The sequence below is a fragment of the Novosphingobium sp. PASSN1 genome (assembly GCF_002278815.1).
In genome coordinates, this window is record NZ_NKIS01000001.1 from 390,071 (window position 1) to 406,994 (window position 16,924).

Here is a 16,924-nt window from a genome sequence, read left to right on the forward strand (position 1 = left end):
AGCCGGCATTGTGGCTGCCGCGCTATTGCGCTCCACCCGATGAGCGCACACTGAACGTGTCGCAAGCGTCCTCGTTGCCGGTTTCCAGCCCTTTGCGCAGCCAGGCCATGCGCTGGGCACTGCTGCCGTGGGTGAAAGCGGCTTCCACCGGGGTGCGCCCGGCAGACGCCATCAGGGTATCGTCGCCGATCTGATGCGCAGCGCGCAGACCTTCCTCGATATCGCCGGGCTCGATCTTGTCCTTGTTGCGTGCCGCCCACACGCCTGCATAGCAATCGGCCTGCAATTCGAGCGCGACGGACAGCTTGTTCGCCATCGGCGGATTGCGGCGCTGCGCCTCGTTCACCTGATCCGAAGTGCCGACAAGGTTCTGCACGTGGTGGCCATATTCGTGCGCCATCACATAGGCCCGCGCGAAATCGCCGCCCGCCTGCATCTGGCGCTCCATCTCGGTATAGAAATCGGTGTCGATGTAGATGCCCTGGTCCGCCGGGCAATAGAACGGCCCCATCGCGCTTTGCGCCGCGCCGCAGCCTGATTGGCCATCACGCGCATAGAACACCAGCTTGGGCGGGGTAAAATCCACGCCCGCCTTCTGGAACAGCGGCGCCCATGTCTTGTTGAGCGAGGCGAGCGCATTGCAGCTTTCGCGGCTGAAGGCATTCACACTGCAGCTTTCGGCAAGGCTTGAGCCCTGGCGCGGCGCTTTGCCTTCGGCGGCGGGGCCTGATGCGCCTTGCATGTTCTGCAGCGTGCCCAGCGTCTGAAGAGGGTTGATCCCGAACACCAGCGCCCCGATCAGCGCGATGATCACGCTGCCGCAACCGATCTTGCCGCCGCTGCCGCCCAATCGCCCGCCGCCGCCGCGCTGGTCCTCGACATTGATCGAACCGTCGAAATCATCGAGCCGCATCGTTGTGTCTCCTGTCCGGGATCGGGATTGCCCGCAAGCAGGCCCGACGCGCAAGGGGGTACGTAACGCCCGCCTGGATCTGCCGCAGAGGGAACTTGCGCAGCGGGGCTGCATTTGCGAGCACGGGTGCTGCGTTGGAGCGTTCAAGGATGGCGATGAGTCGTTGTGGGTAAGCCGGTTGCCATGAACCTTTCTGCCCGGACCGGCGCAAGGCCCAAGCGGTTGGCCGGTGTTGCCATGGCCGTTCTCGCGCTGGTGCCACTTGCGGCCATGGCGGCGGCCCCAACCAAGCGCCAGCTCGCCCAGATCGAGGCGCAGTTGCGCAAGCATGTCACCACCCTTTCGAGCGACGAATATGGCGGGCGCGAACCGGGTACGCCGGGCGAGACGCTGACCTTGCGCTATCTCGCGCGCGAATGGTTCGATATCGGCCTCGAATCGGGCACCAATGAACCCGGCAACGCCTGGTTCGCGCCGGTCGAGCTGGTCGAGCGCGAACCGCAGGGATCGCGCGCGCAGTTTCTTCACAGCAAGCGGCGCGTGGCGGTGGCGGACACCAGCACCTTTGTCGTCACCTCGGGCCTGCGCAGCCTGATCGAGAACGCGCCGCTGATCTATGTCGGGCGCAATTCGGGCGGTGACGGCGCGCGCACCGAATTGGCTGGACGCGTCGCGGTCATCCTCGACAGTGAGGCGCCGCCAGCGGAATCGGGAAAACCGGGGGCTGCGCCAGCTGCCGTCCGGCCGGTTGATCGGGCCGGGCTGCTCCTCGCCAGCGGCGCGGCGGCGGTGCTCACCGTGCTCGATGGCGATCGCACATTGGAGGATGTCATGGCGCGCCGCCGCCGCGCCGGTTATGCGCTTTCGGGCGAACGCCTCGGCGGCGATATCGAAGTCTTCCTTGCGCCTGATGCCGCGCGCCAGCTGCTGGCGGCGGCCGGTGCGCCCGATCTGGCGGGGCTGAAAGCCGCGGGCGCGGTGCCCGGTTTCAGCGCGAAGGCGCTGGGCATCACCGGTTCGTTCGAGGCGACCAACCGCGAGACACGGATCAAGACGCACAACCTCATCGGCAAGATCGAAGGTCGCCGCCCCGGTTCCGGCGCAGTCGTGCTGATGGCGCACTGGGACCACTTCGGCACATGCGCCGAAGCGCCCGCCGAAAAGCAGATCTGCCCCGGCGCGGTCGACAATGCCTCAGGCCTTTCGGTCATCACCGAAGTTGCGCGCCTGCTCTCTGCGGGCAAGCCGATGGACCGCGATGTCTATCTCGTCGCGACAACCGGCGAGGAACTGGGCCTGCTCGGCGCGCTCGCCTTTGCCGAGAACCCGCCCGTGCCGCTGGGCAGCGTGGTTGCCGCCTTCAATGTGGACAGCAGCGGCCTTGTGCCTGCCGGTTTGCCGGTCAGCGTGATCGGGCAGGGCATGACCCCGCTCGATCCGGGCATTGCCAAAGTGCTCAAGACAATGAAGCGCAAGCTGGCCTCCGGCGACGCCGCCAATGCCTTTGCCCGGCGACAGGACAGCTGGGCCTTGATGCAGCACGATGTGCCCTCGGTCATGGTCAGCACCAGCTATTCCGACCCGGCCCGGCTCGAAGCGTTCATGGACAATGTCTATCACCGCCCGACCGACGATGCCTCGCGCGTGGTCTATGGCGGCATGGTCGATGATGTGCTGGTGCAGACCGAACTGGTGCGGTTTTTCGCCGATGCGAAGGTGTGGCCTGCCACTGGGCCCACCAGCAGCCAGGTCGCAGGTGCAAAATAGGCAGCGGGGCTAGCCTAAACCGCCCTGCTTGATTACATGGGCCGCCACGAATCGTCCCCCTCCCGCAAGTGGCGCACCCCATGGATATCCCTCTCGGCCTTACCTTCGACGACGTCCTGCTGCGCCCCGGCGCTTCGGACATGGTGCCGACGCAGGCCGATACCCGCACCCGCCTGACCAGCTCGATCACGCTGAATATCCCGGTGATTTCGGCCGCGATGGATACCGTGACCGAAGCAGACATGGCGATTGTCATGGCGCAGCTTGGCGGGATCGGCGTGCTCCACCGCAATCTCACGGTCGAACAGCAGGCCGCCGCCGTGCGCGCGGTGAAGCGGTTCGAGAGCGGGATGGTGGTCAATCCGATCACGATCACGCCCGATGCCACGCTGGGCGATGCGCAGGCGATCATGCGCGCCAACAAGATCAGCGGCATTCCGGTCGTCGAACACAGCGGCAAGCTGGTCGGCATCCTGACCAACCGCGATGTGCGCTTCGCAGATAACCCTGCGCAGCCGGTGCACGAGCTCATGACGCACGACAACCTCGCTACGGTCAAGCTTGGCACGTCGGGCGATGAAGCGCGCCGCCTGCTGCACCAGCGCCGGATCGAGAAGCTGCTGGTGGTGGACGATGCCTTCCGCTGCATTGGGCTGATCACGGTGAAGGACATCGAAAAGGCCGTTACCTACCCGAACGCGACCAAGGATGCAGGCGGACGCCTGCGCGTCGCGGCGGCCAGCACGGTCGGCGAAAAGGGCCTCGAGCGCACCCGCGCACTGGTCGATGCCGAATGCGATGTGATCATCATCGATACCGCGCACGGCCATAACCGCGATGTTGCCCGCGCAGTGGAAGCCGTGAAGGCGCTTTCGAACACCGTGCAGGTGATCGCCGGCAATGTCGCCACGGCGGAAGCCACGCGCGCGCTGATCGATGCGGGCGCGGACGGAATCAAGATCGGCATCGGGCCGGGCTCGATCTGCACCACGCGCATCGTGGCGGGTGTCGGCGTGCCGCAGCTGACGGCGGTGCTCGAATGCGCGGCGGAAGCGGCGAAGTCTGGCGTGCCGGTGATCGCCGATGGCGGCCTGCGCACTTCGGGCGATGCGGCCAAGGCGCTGGCGGCGGGCGCGAGCACGATCATGGTCGGTTCGATGCTGGCAGGCACCGAAGAAGCCCCTGGCGAGACGTTCCTCTATCAGGGCCGTGCCTACAAGTCATATCGCGGCATGGGCTCGGTCGGCGCGATGGCGCGCGGTTCGGCGGATCGCTATTTCCAGCAGGACATCAAGGATTCGATGAAGCTGGTGCCCGAAGGCATCGAAGGCCAGGTGCCCTACAAGGGCCCGGCCAAGGATGTCGTCCACCAGCTCGTCGGCGGGATCAAGGCGGCGATGGGCTACACCGGCAGCCGCACGCTCGATGAACTGCGCGACAATGCCCGGTTCGTGCGCATCACCAATGCGGGCCTGCGCGAAAGCCACGTCCATGATGTTGCGATCACGCGTGAGGCACCGAACTATCCTTCGCGCTAAGCTCAGGCGATGACTCCCGCCGCGCGGGTGCAATCCGCCATCGACGTTCTCGATGCGGTGATCGCCGCAGCGCGCCGCGAAGGCGCGTCGGCAGAGCGCGTGGCGGCGGATTGGCTCAAGACGCGGCGCTTTATCGGCTCGAAGGACCGCCGCGCGATCCGTGATCTGGCGTGGAACGCGATCCGGCTGTGCGGCGAAGTGCCTGAAACCGGCCGCGCCGCCATGCTTGCGCTGGCCGCGCGCGATCCGGCGCTGGCGGGGCTGTTCGATGGATCGAACTATGGCCCCGCGCCGATCCTTGACGATGAGCCGGTGGCGGCTGCTGGCCTTGCACCCGCGTGGCTGGAAGAACGGCTGCTGGCATCAGGCATCACGGCTGAGCAAGGCGCGGCGCTGCTGGGCCGGGCGCCGCTCGATCTGCGGGCCAACCGGCTCAAGACAACGCGCGACAGGCTTGCCGTAAGCCTGCCCGCGGCCGCGGACCATACGCAGGCACCGGACGCGCTGCGCCTGCCGGGCGGCACACCGGTGGAGTCATGGCCGGAGTTTGCCGATGGCCTGTTCGAGGTTCAGGATAGTGGCAGCCAGCTGACCTGCAGTGCCCTTGAGGTTCGCCCCGGCGAGGCAGTGGTCGATCTTTGCGCCGGGGCTGGCGGCAAGACTTTGGCGCTGGCGGCAGCGATGCAGGGGGAGGGCCACCTGCTGGCCTGCGATATCGACCGCGCGCGGCTCTCGCGCCTTGCTCCCCGTGCCGCGCGCGCCGGTGCGGCGGTGGAAACGCGCCTGCTCGATCCGGGCAAGGAGCGTGCGGCACTGGCGGACTGGCAGGGCCGGGCCGACGCCGTGATGGTGGATGCGCCGTGTTCGGGCACGGGCACGTGGCGACGCGGCCCGGAAGCGCGCTGGCGGCTCACATCGCAGGGGCTCGCCCGTTATGCGCGGACGCAGGCCGAAGTGCTGCGCATCGGCGCGCAGCTGGTGCGGCCCGGCGGGCGGCTGACCTATGTCGTGTGTTCGCTGCTCGATGCCGAGGGGCCTGACGTGGTCACCGCGTTTCTGGCGGAAAACCCCGCGTGGCGCGCGGCGAACCAGCAAGTTGGCGCAGGTACCCCGCGCGGTGACGGGCTGAGGCTTACCCCTTGGGACGACGCGACAGACGGGTTTTTCTTCGCAACACTTCATCGGCTATGATACGCAGCAGGACCATGGAGGCCGGGGGATCACGCGCGCCGCATGGCGGGCTCTGGGAGTTGTTGATGCGCTACATGCCTTTGGCGATGGCTTTGTCTGTTCTTGTGCTGGTGACGGGAAGTGCCGGGACGGCGGGTGTTTCCATCCCGACCGATCCGCGCGCCAGATCGCTGGTCGAAGCGGGCCGCAGCCTGCTGGTTCAGGGTGATGTGACCGGCGCTACCGACAGTTTCGAGGCCGCATTGGCCATCGATCCGGGCAATCCTGCTACCTATCTTGCGCTAGGCGATGCCGCGCGCGCGGCAGGGATGCAGGGCAAGGCGATTCACTATTACCGCGATGCGCTGGAGCGCGATCCCAACAACCTTGCCGCGCTGGCCGGTGAAGGCGGGGCGATGGCCGAAAAGGGCGCGCTGGACAAGGCGAAGGGCAATCTTGCGCGGCTCGAAGGCCTGTGCGGGCGCACTTGCCCTGAGGCGCAGAGCCTTGCCGGCGTGATCGCCAAGGGCCCTGTAGCACGGGTGCTTTCCGCCGATGCTGTGAAGCCGGAACCTGAGGTTGAGGCCAACTGAGGCGCAAACGCCTCAGATCAGGTTGCGGAATTCCTCGACCACCTGCCGGTAGACCCGCTTCTTGAACGGCACAATCAGTTCGGGCAGCAGTTCGGCATCGATCCATTGCCACGAGCGGAATTCAGGGTGCTTGTGCGCATCGAGCCGGATCTGCTCGTCCGCCCCGGTGAAGCGCACCAGCAGCCAGCGTTGGCGCTGGCCGCGATAACGCCCGCCCCACAGCTTGCCGATCAGGTGATCGGGCAAGTCGTAGAGATATTCCTCGCGGCTTTCGGCGATGATCGTGACGAGGTCGGCGGTGACGCCGGTTTCCTCTTCCAGCTCGCGCAGCGCGGCGGGATGGAGGTCTTCGCCCTCGTCGATCCCGCCTTGCGGCATCTGCCAGGCATCCCCTTCGGTTGTGCCAGCCGCCTTGCTGTCAATCCGCTGGCCGACAAACACGCGGCCCTCGGCATTGACGAGCATGACGCCCACGCAGGGACGATAGGGAAGCCCGGCAGGATCCATGCTCATCAGGCGCGGTTCAGCAGCAGGCGCGCGGCGGCGAAGATGCGCTGCATGTCGCCCGGCGCGCTGGCGTAGGCCTTGCGCAGCTGGGCGAAGGCGTGGGTCGTACCCTTCATTTCAAGGAACACCACTTCGGCCCCGGCGCGGATCAGTTCTGCGCCATAGACCCGTCCGCTGTCGCGAATCGGATCGAGGCTGGCGGTGACCAGCACTGTCGGCGGGGTATCGGCGTGATTGCCATAGATCGGATAAGCGCGCGGATGGCCGGGCTCGGCGGCATAGGCGTTCGAGAACCACGCCATCGTCTCTGCCGTCAGCACGAAGCCATCGGCGAACTGGTGGAACGAGGCGTGATCGGGCTTGTCGTCGCTGAGCGGATAGATCGGCACCTGCAGCACCACGGGGGCGGCGGCAGGCTGCGCGGCGAGGGCCTGCGTGACCACGATCGCCAGATTTCCGCCCGCCGAATCGCCCATGGGAATGAGGCCGGTGATCTGGCGGCCGAGCGCCTCGGGGCTGGTGGCGACCCAGCGCGAGGCCGCTTCGCAATCATCCGGCGCGGCGGGGAAGGGGTGTTCGGGGGCGAGGCGATAATGCACCGCGATCACCGGCAGATCGAGCTCTGCGGCGATTTCGGTGCAAAGCGAATGGTGGCTATCAAGATCGCCGATGACGAAGCCGCCGCCGTGGAAGAACATCACCGCCGGGCCGGGCTCTCGCACTTCGCGCGCATCATAGAAGCGCAGCGGGATGTCGCCTGCCGGGCCCGGGCAGGTGATATCTTTGATCACCGCCAGCTCGCGCGGTTCGGCCTCTGCCAGCACGCCCATCTGCACATAGCTCGCCCGCGCGCCTTCCGGGCCCATTTCGGACATCGTCGGCCCCGGGACCGAGGCCATGAAATCGAGGAAGGCCTTCACATCGGGCCGGACATAGGGAGCGTTTGCAGTGTCTGACATGGGTTTCCTCTTCCTCGTGCGGGCCTTTTGCGCCTGATTCGGCAAGCCCGGCAACTGACAGTACTGTTATTTGCGGGGCTTGACGGACAGGGGCAATCGGAATCAAGAGCGAGCGCGAGATTTGCGGTGCATCAGTTTTTCTTCTTTGCGAACGGCTAGATGAGGGCATAGGCGCCTCAAGACGAAGCAACGTGCGCAAGAGGACGCGAGGGGCGCCGAGCAGCCCGCGCGGATAGCAGAGGATCATATGGCGACAGTTCTTGAGAGCGGACCCGAAGGCCTTACCGGCGGGAGCGATCTTGCTCCTGCGCCCGATGCAGTCGTGGTGCGTTTCGCGGGCGATTCGGGTGATGGCATGCAGCTTACCGGCGGCCAGTTCACGCTCTCGACCGCGCTGGCGGGCAACGACCTAGCCACGTTCCCCGATTTCCCCGCCGAAATCCGCGCGCCGCAGGGCACACTGTTCGGTGTTTCCGCCTTCCAGATCAATTTCGGCTCGACCGAGATCGACACTGCGGGCGATGCGCCCGACGTGCTGGTCGCGATGAACCCGGCGGCGCTGAAGACGAACGTCGGCGCGCTGAAAGCGGGCGGCCTGATCATCGCCGACACCGGCGAGTTCAACAAGCGCAACCTCGAAAAGGCGAAGTACGACGTCAGCCCGCTGGAGGATGGCAGCCTCGAGAAGTGGCAGGTCCTCGCGTTCGATATTTCGGCGCTGACGCTGGAGGCCGTGAAGCCCTTCGGCCTTGGCAACAAGGAAGCGCTGCGCTGCAAGAACATGTGGACGCTCGGCCTCGCGCTGTGGATGTTCGACCGTGACCGGCCGCCGCTGATCGACTGGCTCAAGGGCAAGTTCGCCAAGGCTCCGGTGCTGGCGGACGCCAATATTGCCGCGCTCAATGCCGGCCACGCTTATGGCGAGACGGCGGAGCTTTCCGGCCCGCTCAAGCAGTATCACCTCGCGCCTGCCGCCAGCGAGCCGGGCCTTTATCGCACCGTCACGGGCGCGGAAGCCATCAGCTACGGCCTCGTCGCCGGTGCGCAGCTGGCCGGGCTGGACCTGTTCTTCGGCGGCTATCCGATCACCCCGGCTTCGGCGATCCTGCACAACCTCGCGCGGCTCAAGGAGTTTGGTGTCACCACCTTCCAGGCCGAAGACGAAATCGCGGCCATCGCTGCGGCCATCGGCGCGTCCTATGGCGGCCACCTTGGCGTGACCTCGTCCTCCGGCCCCGGCATCGCGCTCAAGGGCGAGGCGATGGGCCTTGCGATCATGACCGAGCTGCCGCTCGTCATCGTCAATTCGCAGCGCGGCGGCCCTTCGACGGGCCTGCCGACCAAGACCGAGCAATCGGACCTCTATCAGGCAGTCTACGGCCGCAACGGCGATGCGCCGATGCCGGTGATCGCCGCGCGCAGCCCTTCGGACGCGTTCGAGTGCGCGATCGAGGCCTGCCGCCTCGCGGTCCAGTACATGACCCCGGTCATGCTGCTGACGGACGGCTATATCGCCAACGCGGCCGAACCGTGGAAGGTGCCCGATCCTGCGGGGTTCGAGCCGTTCCCGGTGACCTTCCTTGAGGAAGCCAACGGCCCCGATGGCAAGGTGCTGCCCTACGCGCGCGACGCGAAGGGTGCGCGCCCATGGATCAAGCCCGGCACGCCCGGCCTGATGCACCGCATCGGCGGGATCGAGAAGAACCCCGGCACCGGCAATATCGACTATGCACCGGCCAGCCATCAGGCGATGACCAACGCGCGCAAGGACAAGATCGACGGCATCGCCGCCGGTATCCCGGCGCAGGAAGTCACCTTGGGCGAAGCGAGCGGCAAGCTCGCGGTGGTGGGCTGGGGGTCGACTTACGGGCCGATCCATCAGGCCGTGCGCCGCGCCCGCCGCAAGGGGCTTGATGTGAGCCAGATCCACGTCCGCCACGTCTGGCCGCTGCCGGAAAACCTTGGCGAATTGCTCAAGGGCTACGATCAGGTGCTGGTGCCCGAAATGAACACCGGCCAGTTCAAGACCGTGCTGCGCGATCAGTATCTGGTCGATGCCAAGCCGCTCAACAAGACGAGCGGGCAGCCGTTCACCATTGCCGAAATCGAGGCGGCGATTGCCGCGGCGCTGGCCTGAGGGAAGCGAAGCCATGAACGACATGACCCCCATCAAGACCACGCTCAAGGACTGGGAAACCGATCAGGAAGTCCGTTGGTGCCCAGGCTGCGGCGACTACGCGATCCTCAAGGCGGTGCAGCGCACGCTGCCCGAAATCGGCGCGGACCCGGCCAAGACCGTATTCGTCTCGGGCATCGGCTGCTCCAGCCGGTTCCCGTACTACGTCGAAAGCTATGGCTTCCACACGATCCATGGCCGCGCGCCCGCCTTTGCCACGGGCCTCAAGCTCGCCAATCCGGAACTCGATGTCTGGCTGGTGACGGGTGACGGCGACGGCATGTCGATCGGCGGCAACCACACGATGCACGTGCTGCGCCGCAATCTGAACACGCAGATCCTGCTGTTCAACAACGAGATCTACGGCCTGACCAAGGGGCAGTATTCGCCCACGAGCCGCCCCGGCACCGTCTCGCCAACCACGCCGCTGGGTTCAGTTGACCGTCCGGCTTCCCCTTGCGCCTTTGCGCTGGGTGCAGGCGGGCGCTTCATCGCGCGGGCCTATGACGTTTCGAAGGAACTCTCCTCGGTGCTGAAAGCCGCACACGCCCATCAGGGCGCGGCGTTCGTGGAAATCTTCCAGAACTGCATTGTCTACAACAAGGACGTCTTTGCCGATTTCACCGAAAAGGCCGGTGCCGCCACGGGCCAGCTCTGGCTGAAGCACGGCGAGCCGATGCTGTTCAACAAGGGCACCCAGGGCATTGCGCTCGATACCGAGACGCTCAGCCTCAAGGTGGTCGATGTGGTGGACGGCGATTGGCAGGCGGCGGGCGTGCGCGTCCACGATGTGAAGAACCGCGCGATGGCGCATCTCCTTGTCGAAATGCCGTTCGGCCCGTTCCCGATGGCGCTGGGCGTGATCTACGATGATCCGCGCCCGACCTTCGAGGCCAGCGTGATCGAGGAGCGCACCCGCGCCGCAGCCGGCAAGACCGCGAACCTCGCTGCACTGCTCAGCAAGGGCCAGACCTGGACGGTGGAGTAACGCGCGCCCTCCGGGGCAGTGGGCGGGGCCAGCGGCCTGTGCGATAGGCCTTTGCCATGACCACACCTTCCATCGTCTGGCTGCGCCGCGATCTGCGCCTTGCCGATCAGGCCGCCTTTGTCGCTGCCGCCGCCGCTGGCCCGGTTATTCCGGTCTATGTGCTGGATGACGAGACCCCGCGCCATCGCCGCATGGGCGGAGCATCGCGCTGGTGGCTGCACCACAGCCTTGCCAGCCTCGATGCCGATCTGCGCAAGCTTGGTTCGCGCCTGATCCTGCGGCGCGGGCGGTGCGAGGCGGTGCTGGCGGAGCTGGCCCGCGAGACGGGCGCGGCAACCATCCACTGCCTGCGCCATTATGAACCGTGGTGGCGCAATGCCGAGCGCGCGGTGGGTGAGGCGGTCAAGCTGGTACGCCATCACGGCAATTATCTCGCTCCGCCGGGATCGGTGACGACGGGCAGCGGCAGCCCTTACAAGATCTACACCCCGTTCTGGCGCGCGCTCGAAGCGCGGATGCCGCCGCCCGCGCCGCTTCCCGCCCCGGCAAGCCTGCCCGCGTCCGAGGCGTGGCCAGCATCGGACGCACTGGAGGACTGGGACCTCCTTCCCACCAAGCCGGATTGGGCGGGCGGGATGCGCGGCGAATGGGCGCCGGGCGAGGCGGGCGCGGCTGACCGGCTTGAGGCCTTCCTCCCGCGCGGGCGCGCCTATGCCGAACGCCGTAATCTGCCCTCGGTGCCGGGCACTTCGCGGCTATCACCGCACCTGCATTTCGGAGAGATTTCGCCCGCGACGATCTGGCATTCCGCGGCAGAGTGCGGTGGGTCGGTGAGCACGTTCCTCGGCGAGTTGGGCTGGCGCGATTACGCGCAGAACGTAATCCTGCAGATGCCGGACTATGCCGGAAAGCCTGCGCGGGAGGCCTTTGACACCTTTGCGTGGCGCGATGACCCCGAAGGCCTCAAGGCATGGCAGCAGGGCCGCACCGGCTATCCCATCGTCGATGCCGGGATGCGCGAGCTGTGGGCGACGGGCTGGATGCACAACCGGGTGCGGATGATCGCGGCCAGCTTCCTGATCAAGCACCTGCTGATTGATTGGCGGCAGGGCGAACAGTGGTTCTGGGATACGCTGGTTGATGCCGATTACGGCTCCAATGCCGTGAACTGGCAGTGGAGCGCAGGCACGGGCGTCGATTCCAACATGTTCGTGCGGATCATGGCGCCGCTGACCCAGTCCCCCAAGTTCGATGCGGCCGCCTATATCCGCCAGTGGGTGCCTGAGCTGGCGCATCTGGACGATGCCCGCATCCACGATCCCGATGTGCGCCCGCGCGCCTATCCGCCGCGCATTATCGGCCATGCCGAAGCCCGCGCCCGGGCGCTGGCGGCTTATGCTCGGTGGAACGACGCGCGCGGCTGACGGCCCGATAGCGGTCTCAAGCCGCCTTGAGGTTTTCTGAAAAGACCAAGGGAAAATTTACCATCCTGCCTCACGCCACCGGGCGGTAAACCCCGTCGCCGCGATAGCGCTGCAGGATGTTGTCGTGGATGATGGGGCTGAGCAGGCTGGCGAAGGCGCAGCCGACCTGGCCGCGCTGCCACCAGACGACTTCGCTTTGCAGCGATTCCAGCCCCGGCAACGTCAGCCAGCAGATCGTGCCGACATGCATCCGATTGAGCGAAGTGGCCGAAAAGCCGCCCAGCGAGAGATCGTGGACCACGGTGTGAAAGCTTTTTGCGCCCGAAGGCCGCAGGCTGGCCGGGATGTTGACCTTGCTGCGCGGCGCGCAGCGATCTTCCTGGGTCGCCTGATAGTAGGCTTCGTTCGCGTAAGGATCCCAGTCCCTGTGCATGGCGATTGTCCTGAGCCGATTCGGCCTCCCCCTGGCGGGAAGACCTTGGCCGACTATCGCCGGACGGGCTTAACCGTTTGTCAGGACTTGTGGTTCGCGGGGCTGGTTAACCGATACGCGGGCAGGGCTGGCAAATGATTCACCAAGCAGAGCCGTGATATAATCGGCAACCACTTCCGGAGCCTTAACGCTGGCGGGGTCTTCGCCGGGATAGGCCTTGGCGCGCATCGCCGTGCGCGTGGCGCCCGGATCGAGGATCGCCACGCGGATGGCGGACAGGTTGCGGACTTCCTGCGCATAGGCATCGAGCAGGTTCTCGAACGCCGCCTTGGTTGCGCCGTAGGCGCCCCAGTAGGCGCGCGGGGCGGAGCCGACGCTGGAGGTCACGCCGATCACGCGCGCGTCCTTGCTCTTCTTGAGCATGGGATCGAACCCGGCGATCAGGGATTGGGTGGCGAGGACGTTGAGCGTCATCGCCCGCGTCAGGTCCTTCTGCTCGATCTGCCACACCGGAGTCAGCGTGGGCAGGACCGCCGCATTGATGACAAGGATATCGAGCGCATCCCAGCGGCGGCCAATGGCGGCGGCAAGGCGCGCGATGCCATCAGGCTCGGCCAGATCGACCGGCGCGATCGTGGCCTTGCCACCCGTGTCGTAGATCGCCTGCTCGGTCGCTTCGAGGTCCTTGCCCGCGCGCGCAGTGATGATCACGTGCGCGCCAGCTGCCGCAAGAGCCTTGGCCGTGGCGGCCCCGATCCCGCGGCTTGCGCCGGTGACGAGGGCGAGCTGGCCGTCGAGAGGTCCGCTGCCGCTCATGCGACTTTCCCGACGGGAAGCGGAAGCTGATCCGTGCCATCACGGCCGACCAGATCGGTCAGGCGCGTGGGGTATTCGCCGCTGAAGCAGGCATCGCAATATTGCGGGCAGGCCTTGTTGCGCTCGGCCTCACCCACCGCGCGGTAGAGCCCGTCGATCGAGATGAAGGCAAGGCTGTCGGCATGGATGAACTTGGCCATCGCCTCCACGTCCATCGTTGCGGCGAGCAGCTTGGAACGTTCTGGCGTATCGACGCCGTAGAAGCAGGAATGTTCGGTCGGGGGGCTGGCGACGCGGAAGTGGACTTCGCTTGCGCCGGCATCGCGCATCATCTGCACGATCTTCATCGAGGTGGTGCCGCGCACGATCGAATCGTCGATCAGCACGATGCGCTTGCCCGCCACCAGCGCACGGTTGGCATTGTGCTTGCGCTTCACATCGGCGTGGCGCGCACCGTCCGAAGGCTGGATGAACGTGCGCCCCACATAGTGCGAGCGGATGATGCCAAGCTCGAAGGGAATGCCCGAGGCCTGCGCAAAGCCGAGTGCCGCAGGAACGCCGCTATCGGGCACCGGGATCACGAGATCGGCTTCAACCTCGGATTCGCGCGCCAGTTCGGCACCGATGGCCTTGCGCACTTCATAAACCGAGCGGCCGCCCATGATCGAATCCGGGCGGCTGAAATAGACGTGCTCGAAAATGCACGGGCGCGGGCTGGGGCGACCGAACGGGCGGTGGCAGCGGATTTCGCCGTCATGGCCGACCTGGATCATTTCGCCCGGCTCGACCTCGCGCACGAAGTCCGCGCCGATCACATCGAGCGCCACGGTTTCGCTCGCGAAGACCACCGCATCGCCCAGCTTGCCCATCACCAGCGGGCGGATACCCAGCGGATCGCGGCAGGCGATCATGCCCTCGTTGGTGAGGCAGATCAGCGAATAGGCGCCTTCCACCAGCCGCAGCGCATCGATGAAGCGGTCGAGCAACGTGGGATAGCGGCTCGTCGCGACGAGGTGGATGATGACTTCGGTATCGGAGGTCGACTGGAAGATCGCGCCCTTGGCAACCAGATCGCGCTTCAGCGTCATCGCGTTGGAGATATTGCCGTTGTGCGCGATGGCAAAGCCGCCGGTGGCCAGATCGGCGAACAGCGGCTGCACGTTGCGCAGGCCCGAGCCGCCGGTGGTCGAATAGCGCACATGGCCTGCTGCCATCGAGCCGGGCAGTTCGGCAATCGCTTCGCTGCTCGAAAAGATGCTGGCGACATGGCCGATGCCCCGCCGCGAATAGAATTCCTGCCCATCGAAGCTGGTGATGCCCACCGCTTCCTGGCCGCGGTGCTGCAGCGCGTGCAGCCCGAGCGCGGAAATGGCGGCAGCATCGCGCGCGCCGAGCACGCCGAAAATGCCGCATTCCTCGCGCAGCTTGTCCCCGTTTTCATCGAAAAAGGGATGGGCTGCGCCGCAAAGGGGATCAGGGAGGTTCATGGGCGTTCCGGAAACTTGCGCTGCGGTGCCTGTACCGGCACCTTCTGCGGCCATGTGGCGAGCTTTGGGCCTTAAAGCAAGTGCCTGCAATCCGCAGTTTCGCCCGGTGGATGGGCCGATGCCATGCCGATGCCATGCCGATGCCATGCCGATGCCATGCCGATGCCATGGTTGCCACGTCCCGCACATGCGCCTAGATGGCCGGACACATGATGAAGCGAGCCCGCTCTTGATCCTCTCGCCCTTCGAATGGACCATCGCCAAGCGCTATATGCTGCCGGGCCGGGGCGAAGCATTCATCGCCATGGTTGCGGGCATCAGTCTTGCCGCGGTCATGCTCGGCGTCGCCGCGCTGGTCATCGTGATGAGCGTGATGAACGGCTTTCGCGCCGAATTGCTCGACAAGATCGTGGGGCTTAATGGCCATGCGATCATCCAGGCCTATGGCGGTCGGCTCGATGACTGGCAGGATATCCTGAAACGTGTCGAGGCTACCCCGGGCGTCACGCGGGCCAGCCCGCTGATCGAACAGCCCTTGCTCGCCACGTTCAATGGCCGGGTCGAGGCGATCCTCGTGCGCGGCAATACCAACGCCGATCTGAAGCGCCTTTCCGCCAAGCGCCGCGCGGGCAGCTTCAACGAATTGCGCCCCGGCTCTACCAATGTCGCCATCGGCTCTCGCCTTGCCGAAAGCCTTGGCGCGCAAATCGGCGATACGATCACGATCATCAACCCGCAGGGCCGCGCCACGCCGTTTGGCACCGTGCCGCGCCAGATCGGCTACCGCGTGGCCGCGATCTTCGAGATCGGCGTCTATGATTACGATCAGGCCTATGTCGTGATGCCGATTGCAGACGCGCAGACGCTGCTGCTGACGGGCGATACCATCGGCATGATCGAGGTGACCACGACCGACGCCGATACCGCCGCCGAAACGCTCGCGCCGATCAAGCAGGCGCTGGTGGGCCGCGCGCAAGTGACCGACTGGAAGACGATCAACGCCAGCCTGTTCGAGGCCTTGGCGGTGGAGCGCGTCGCGATGTTCGTGGTGCTTTCGATCATCGTGCTGGTGGCGGTGTTCAACATCCTCTCCTCGCTGATCATGCTGGTGCGCGCCAAGACGCGCGATATCGCGATCCTGCGCACGATGGGGGCCACGCGCAAAAGCCTGCTCAAGGTCTTCGTCACCATCGGCTTCGTGATCGGCGCGCTGGGCACGGCGGTGGGGCTGGGGCTCGGTCTCGTGTTCCTCTATTTCCGCCAGCCGATCATCCACGGGGTCGAATTCCTTGCGGGCCGGCCGCTGTGGGATCCCTCGATCCGCTTCCTCACCGAACTGCCGAGCCGCAGCGATCCGGTCGAGATCGTCGTGATCTGCGCAATGGCGCTGGTCCTCAGCTTCCTCGCCACGCTCTATCCCGCGCTGACAGCGGCGAGCACCGATCCCGTGCAGGTGCTGCGTTATGAATGATCCTTTCGTCCGGCTTGCCGGGCTCAAGCGCAGCTTCAGCCAGGGCGGAGAGACCATCGAAGTCCTGCGCGGCATCGACCTTGCCATTCGCCCCGGCGAGATCGTGGCGCTGCTGGGGCCTTCGGGTTCGGGCAAATCGACCATGCTGCAAGCGGTCGGGCTGCTAGAAGGCGGTTTCACTGGGCAGATCGAGATTGCGGGCGTCGAGGCCAGCGCGCTTTCGGCTGACGCGCGCACCACGCTGCGCCGCGATCACCTCGGCTTCGTCTATCAGTTCCACCACCTGCTGCCCGATTTCAACGCGACCGAGAACGTGGTGCTGCCGCAGTTGATTGCGGGCAAGGGTGCGGGCGAGGCAAAGGCGCGGGCAGAGGAACTGCTCACCGCGCTCGGCCTCGGCCACCGGCTCACGCACCGGCCCAGCCAGCTTTCGGGCGGCGAGCAGCAGCGCGTCGCCGTTGCCCGCGCGCTGGCCAATCGCCCCGGCCTTGTGCTGGCGGACGAGCCGACCGGCAACCTTGACGAAGCGACCGCCGACAAGGTGCTGGAGCAATTCCTCAAGCTGGTGCGCGGCGAAGGCAGCTCTGCGCTGGTGGCCACGCACAACGAGCGCCTTGCGCTGCGCATGGACCGCGTGGTGCGCTTGCACGAAGGCCTGCTGGCATAACGCTCCCCGCTTGAT

The 16,924-nt window shown here is 66.1% G+C and carries 15 protein-coding genes; 9 read left to right on the plus strand and 6 right to left on the minus strand.

The genetic code is table 11. From position 1 onward, the window contains the following. Window positions 1-22: 22 nt before the first annotated feature. Entirely contained in the window at window positions 23-913 is an 891-nt protein-coding gene (locus tag CFE35_RS01750; RefSeq protein WP_292927304.1) for a neutral zinc metallopeptidase, read from the minus strand. 183 nt (window positions 914-1,096) lie between these two features. Here CFE35_RS01750 and CFE35_RS01755 point away from each other — a divergent pair, with 183 nt between their 5' ends. The 4 genes from CFE35_RS01755 (at window position 1,097) to CFE35_RS01770 (ending at window position 5,981) form a co-directional block, all read left to right on the plus strand. Continuing rightward, entirely contained in the window at window positions 1,097-2,680 is a 1,584-nt protein-coding gene (locus tag CFE35_RS01755; protein ID WP_292927306.1) for a M28 family peptidase, read from the plus strand. A gap of 80 nt (window positions 2,681-2,760) precedes the next feature. Continuing rightward, on the plus strand, window positions 2,761-4,218 hold the full coding sequence (guaB, locus tag CFE35_RS01760; RefSeq protein ID WP_292927308.1) for an IMP dehydrogenase: 1,458 nt from the start codon (window positions 2,761-2,763) through the stop codon (window positions 4,216-4,218). Window positions 4,219-4,227: 9 nt separating this feature from the next. Beyond that, a complete protein-coding gene (locus CFE35_RS01765; RefSeq protein ID WP_292927310.1) occupies window positions 4,228-5,409 on the plus strand; it encodes an RsmB/NOP family class I SAM-dependent RNA methyltransferase in 1,182 nt (393 codons plus the stop codon). A 65-nt stretch (window positions 5,410-5,474) separates the two neighbouring features. After that, window positions 5,475-5,981, plus strand: a complete 507-nt coding sequence (locus CFE35_RS01770) for a tetratricopeptide repeat protein (protein WP_292927312.1) — start codon at window positions 5,475-5,477, stop codon at window positions 5,979-5,981. Between the two features lie 12 nt (window positions 5,982-5,993). Here CFE35_RS01770 and CFE35_RS01775 read toward each other — a convergent pair whose 3' ends face one another. Together CFE35_RS01775 and CFE35_RS01780 are read right to left on the minus strand one after the other, a co-directional pair. Next, a complete protein-coding gene (locus CFE35_RS01775; protein ID WP_292927314.1) occupies window positions 5,994-6,494 on the minus strand; it encodes an RNA pyrophosphohydrolase in 501 nt (166 codons plus the stop codon). Then, on the minus strand, window positions 6,494-7,447 hold the full coding sequence (locus CFE35_RS01780; protein ID WP_292927316.1) for an alpha/beta hydrolase: 954 nt from the start codon (window positions 7,445-7,447) through the stop codon (window positions 6,494-6,496). Before CFE35_RS01780 ends, CFE35_RS01775 begins: the two co-directional genes overlap by 1 nt. A 247-nt stretch (window positions 7,448-7,694) precedes the next feature. On the opposite strand from CFE35_RS01780, the gene CFE35_RS01785 reads away from it, so the two are divergent. From CFE35_RS01785 to CFE35_RS01795, 3 genes are read left to right on the plus strand one after another with little or no spacing between them, the layout of a single operon-like run. Then, a complete protein-coding gene (locus CFE35_RS01785) occupies window positions 7,695-9,584 on the plus strand; it encodes a 2-oxoacid:acceptor oxidoreductase subunit alpha (protein WP_292927318.1) in 1,890 nt (629 codons plus the stop codon). Between the two features lie 13 nt (window positions 9,585-9,597). Beyond that, window positions 9,598-10,611 carry a 2-oxoacid:ferredoxin oxidoreductase subunit beta gene (locus tag CFE35_RS01790; protein ID WP_292927320.1) on the plus strand — a complete coding sequence of 338 codons (1,014 nt, stop codon included), beginning with the start codon at window positions 9,598-9,600 and terminating at the stop codon, window positions 10,609-10,611. 56 nt (window positions 10,612-10,667) lie between these two features. Then, window positions 10,668-12,035 carry a deoxyribodipyrimidine photo-lyase gene (locus CFE35_RS01795; RefSeq protein ID WP_292927322.1) on the plus strand — a complete coding sequence of 456 codons (1,368 nt, stop codon included), beginning with the start codon at window positions 10,668-10,670 and terminating at the stop codon, window positions 12,033-12,035. Between the two features lie 70 nt (window positions 12,036-12,105). On the opposite strand, the gene CFE35_RS01800 is transcribed toward CFE35_RS01795, so the two are convergent. The 3 genes from CFE35_RS01800 to purF all read right to left on the minus strand — a co-directional run bounded on the left by CFE35_RS01800 (window position 12,106) and on the right by purF (window position 14,771). Then, entirely contained in the window at window positions 12,106-12,468 is a 363-nt protein-coding gene (locus CFE35_RS01800; RefSeq protein ID WP_292927324.1) for a PilZ domain-containing protein, read from the minus strand. 69 nt (window positions 12,469-12,537) lie between these two features. Beyond that, entirely contained in the window at window positions 12,538-13,284 is a 747-nt protein-coding gene (locus tag CFE35_RS01805; RefSeq protein WP_292927326.1) for an SDR family NAD(P)-dependent oxidoreductase, read from the minus strand. Further along, window positions 13,281-14,771 (minus strand): amidophosphoribosyltransferase, encoded by a 1,491-nt coding sequence (gene purF / locus CFE35_RS01810; RefSeq protein ID WP_292927761.1) that lies wholly within the window; start codon window positions 14,769-14,771, stop codon window positions 13,281-13,283. Before purF ends, CFE35_RS01805 begins: the two co-directional genes overlap by 4 nt. A gap of 229 nt (window positions 14,772-15,000) precedes the next feature. On the opposite strand from purF, the gene CFE35_RS01815 reads away from it, so the two are divergent. Then, window positions 15,001-16,242 carry a lipoprotein-releasing ABC transporter permease subunit gene (locus CFE35_RS01815; RefSeq protein ID WP_292927763.1) on the plus strand — a complete coding sequence of 414 codons (1,242 nt, stop codon included), beginning with the start codon at window positions 15,001-15,003 and terminating at the stop codon, window positions 16,240-16,242. Continuing rightward, on the plus strand, window positions 16,235-16,909 hold the full coding sequence (locus CFE35_RS01820) for an ABC transporter ATP-binding protein (protein ID WP_292927328.1): 675 nt from the start codon (window positions 16,235-16,237) through the stop codon (window positions 16,907-16,909). Before CFE35_RS01815 ends, CFE35_RS01820 begins: the two co-directional genes overlap by 8 nt. Window positions 16,910-16,924: the final 15 nt, after the last annotated feature.

Coding starts and splice junctions, on each gene's coding strand:
- CFE35_RS01785 (WP_292927318.1), top strand. CDS start 7,695: ATGGCGACAGTTCTTGAGAGCGGACCCGAAGGCCTTACCGGCGGGAGC.
- CFE35_RS01800 (WP_292927324.1), bottom strand. CDS start 12,468: ATGCACAGGGACTGGGATCCTTACGCGAACGAAGCCTACTATCAGGCG.
- CFE35_RS01790 (WP_292927320.1), top strand. CDS start 9,598: ATGAACGACATGACCCCCATCAAGACCACGCTCAAGGACTGGGAAACC.
- purF (WP_292927761.1), bottom strand. CDS start 14,771: ATGAACCTCCCTGATCCCCTTTGCGGCGCAGCCCATCCCTTTTTCGAT.
- CFE35_RS01770 (WP_292927312.1), top strand. CDS start 5,475: ATGCGCTACATGCCTTTGGCGATGGCTTTGTCTGTTCTTGTGCTGGTG.
- guaB (WP_292927308.1), top strand. CDS start 2,761: ATGGATATCCCTCTCGGCCTTACCTTCGACGACGTCCTGCTGCGCCCC.
- CFE35_RS01795 (WP_292927322.1), top strand. CDS start 10,668: ATGACCACACCTTCCATCGTCTGGCTGCGCCGCGATCTGCGCCTTGCC.
- CFE35_RS01805 (WP_292927326.1), bottom strand. CDS start 13,284: ATGAGCGGCAGCGGACCTCTCGACGGCCAGCTCGCCCTCGTCACCGGC.
- CFE35_RS01750 (WP_292927304.1), bottom strand. CDS start 913: ATGCGGCTCGATGATTTCGACGGTTCGATCAATGTCGAGGACCAGCGC.
- CFE35_RS01780 (WP_292927316.1), bottom strand. CDS start 7,447: ATGTCAGACACTGCAAACGCTCCCTATGTCCGGCCCGATGTGAAGGCC.
- CFE35_RS01775 (WP_292927314.1), bottom strand. CDS start 6,494: ATGAGCATGGATCCTGCCGGGCTTCCCTATCGTCCCTGCGTGGGCGTC.
- CFE35_RS01820 (WP_292927328.1), top strand. CDS start 16,235: ATGAATGATCCTTTCGTCCGGCTTGCCGGGCTCAAGCGCAGCTTCAGC.
- CFE35_RS01755 (WP_292927306.1), top strand. CDS start 1,097: ATGAACCTTTCTGCCCGGACCGGCGCAAGGCCCAAGCGGTTGGCCGGT.
- CFE35_RS01765 (WP_292927310.1), top strand. CDS start 4,228: ATGACTCCCGCCGCGCGGGTGCAATCCGCCATCGACGTTCTCGATGCG.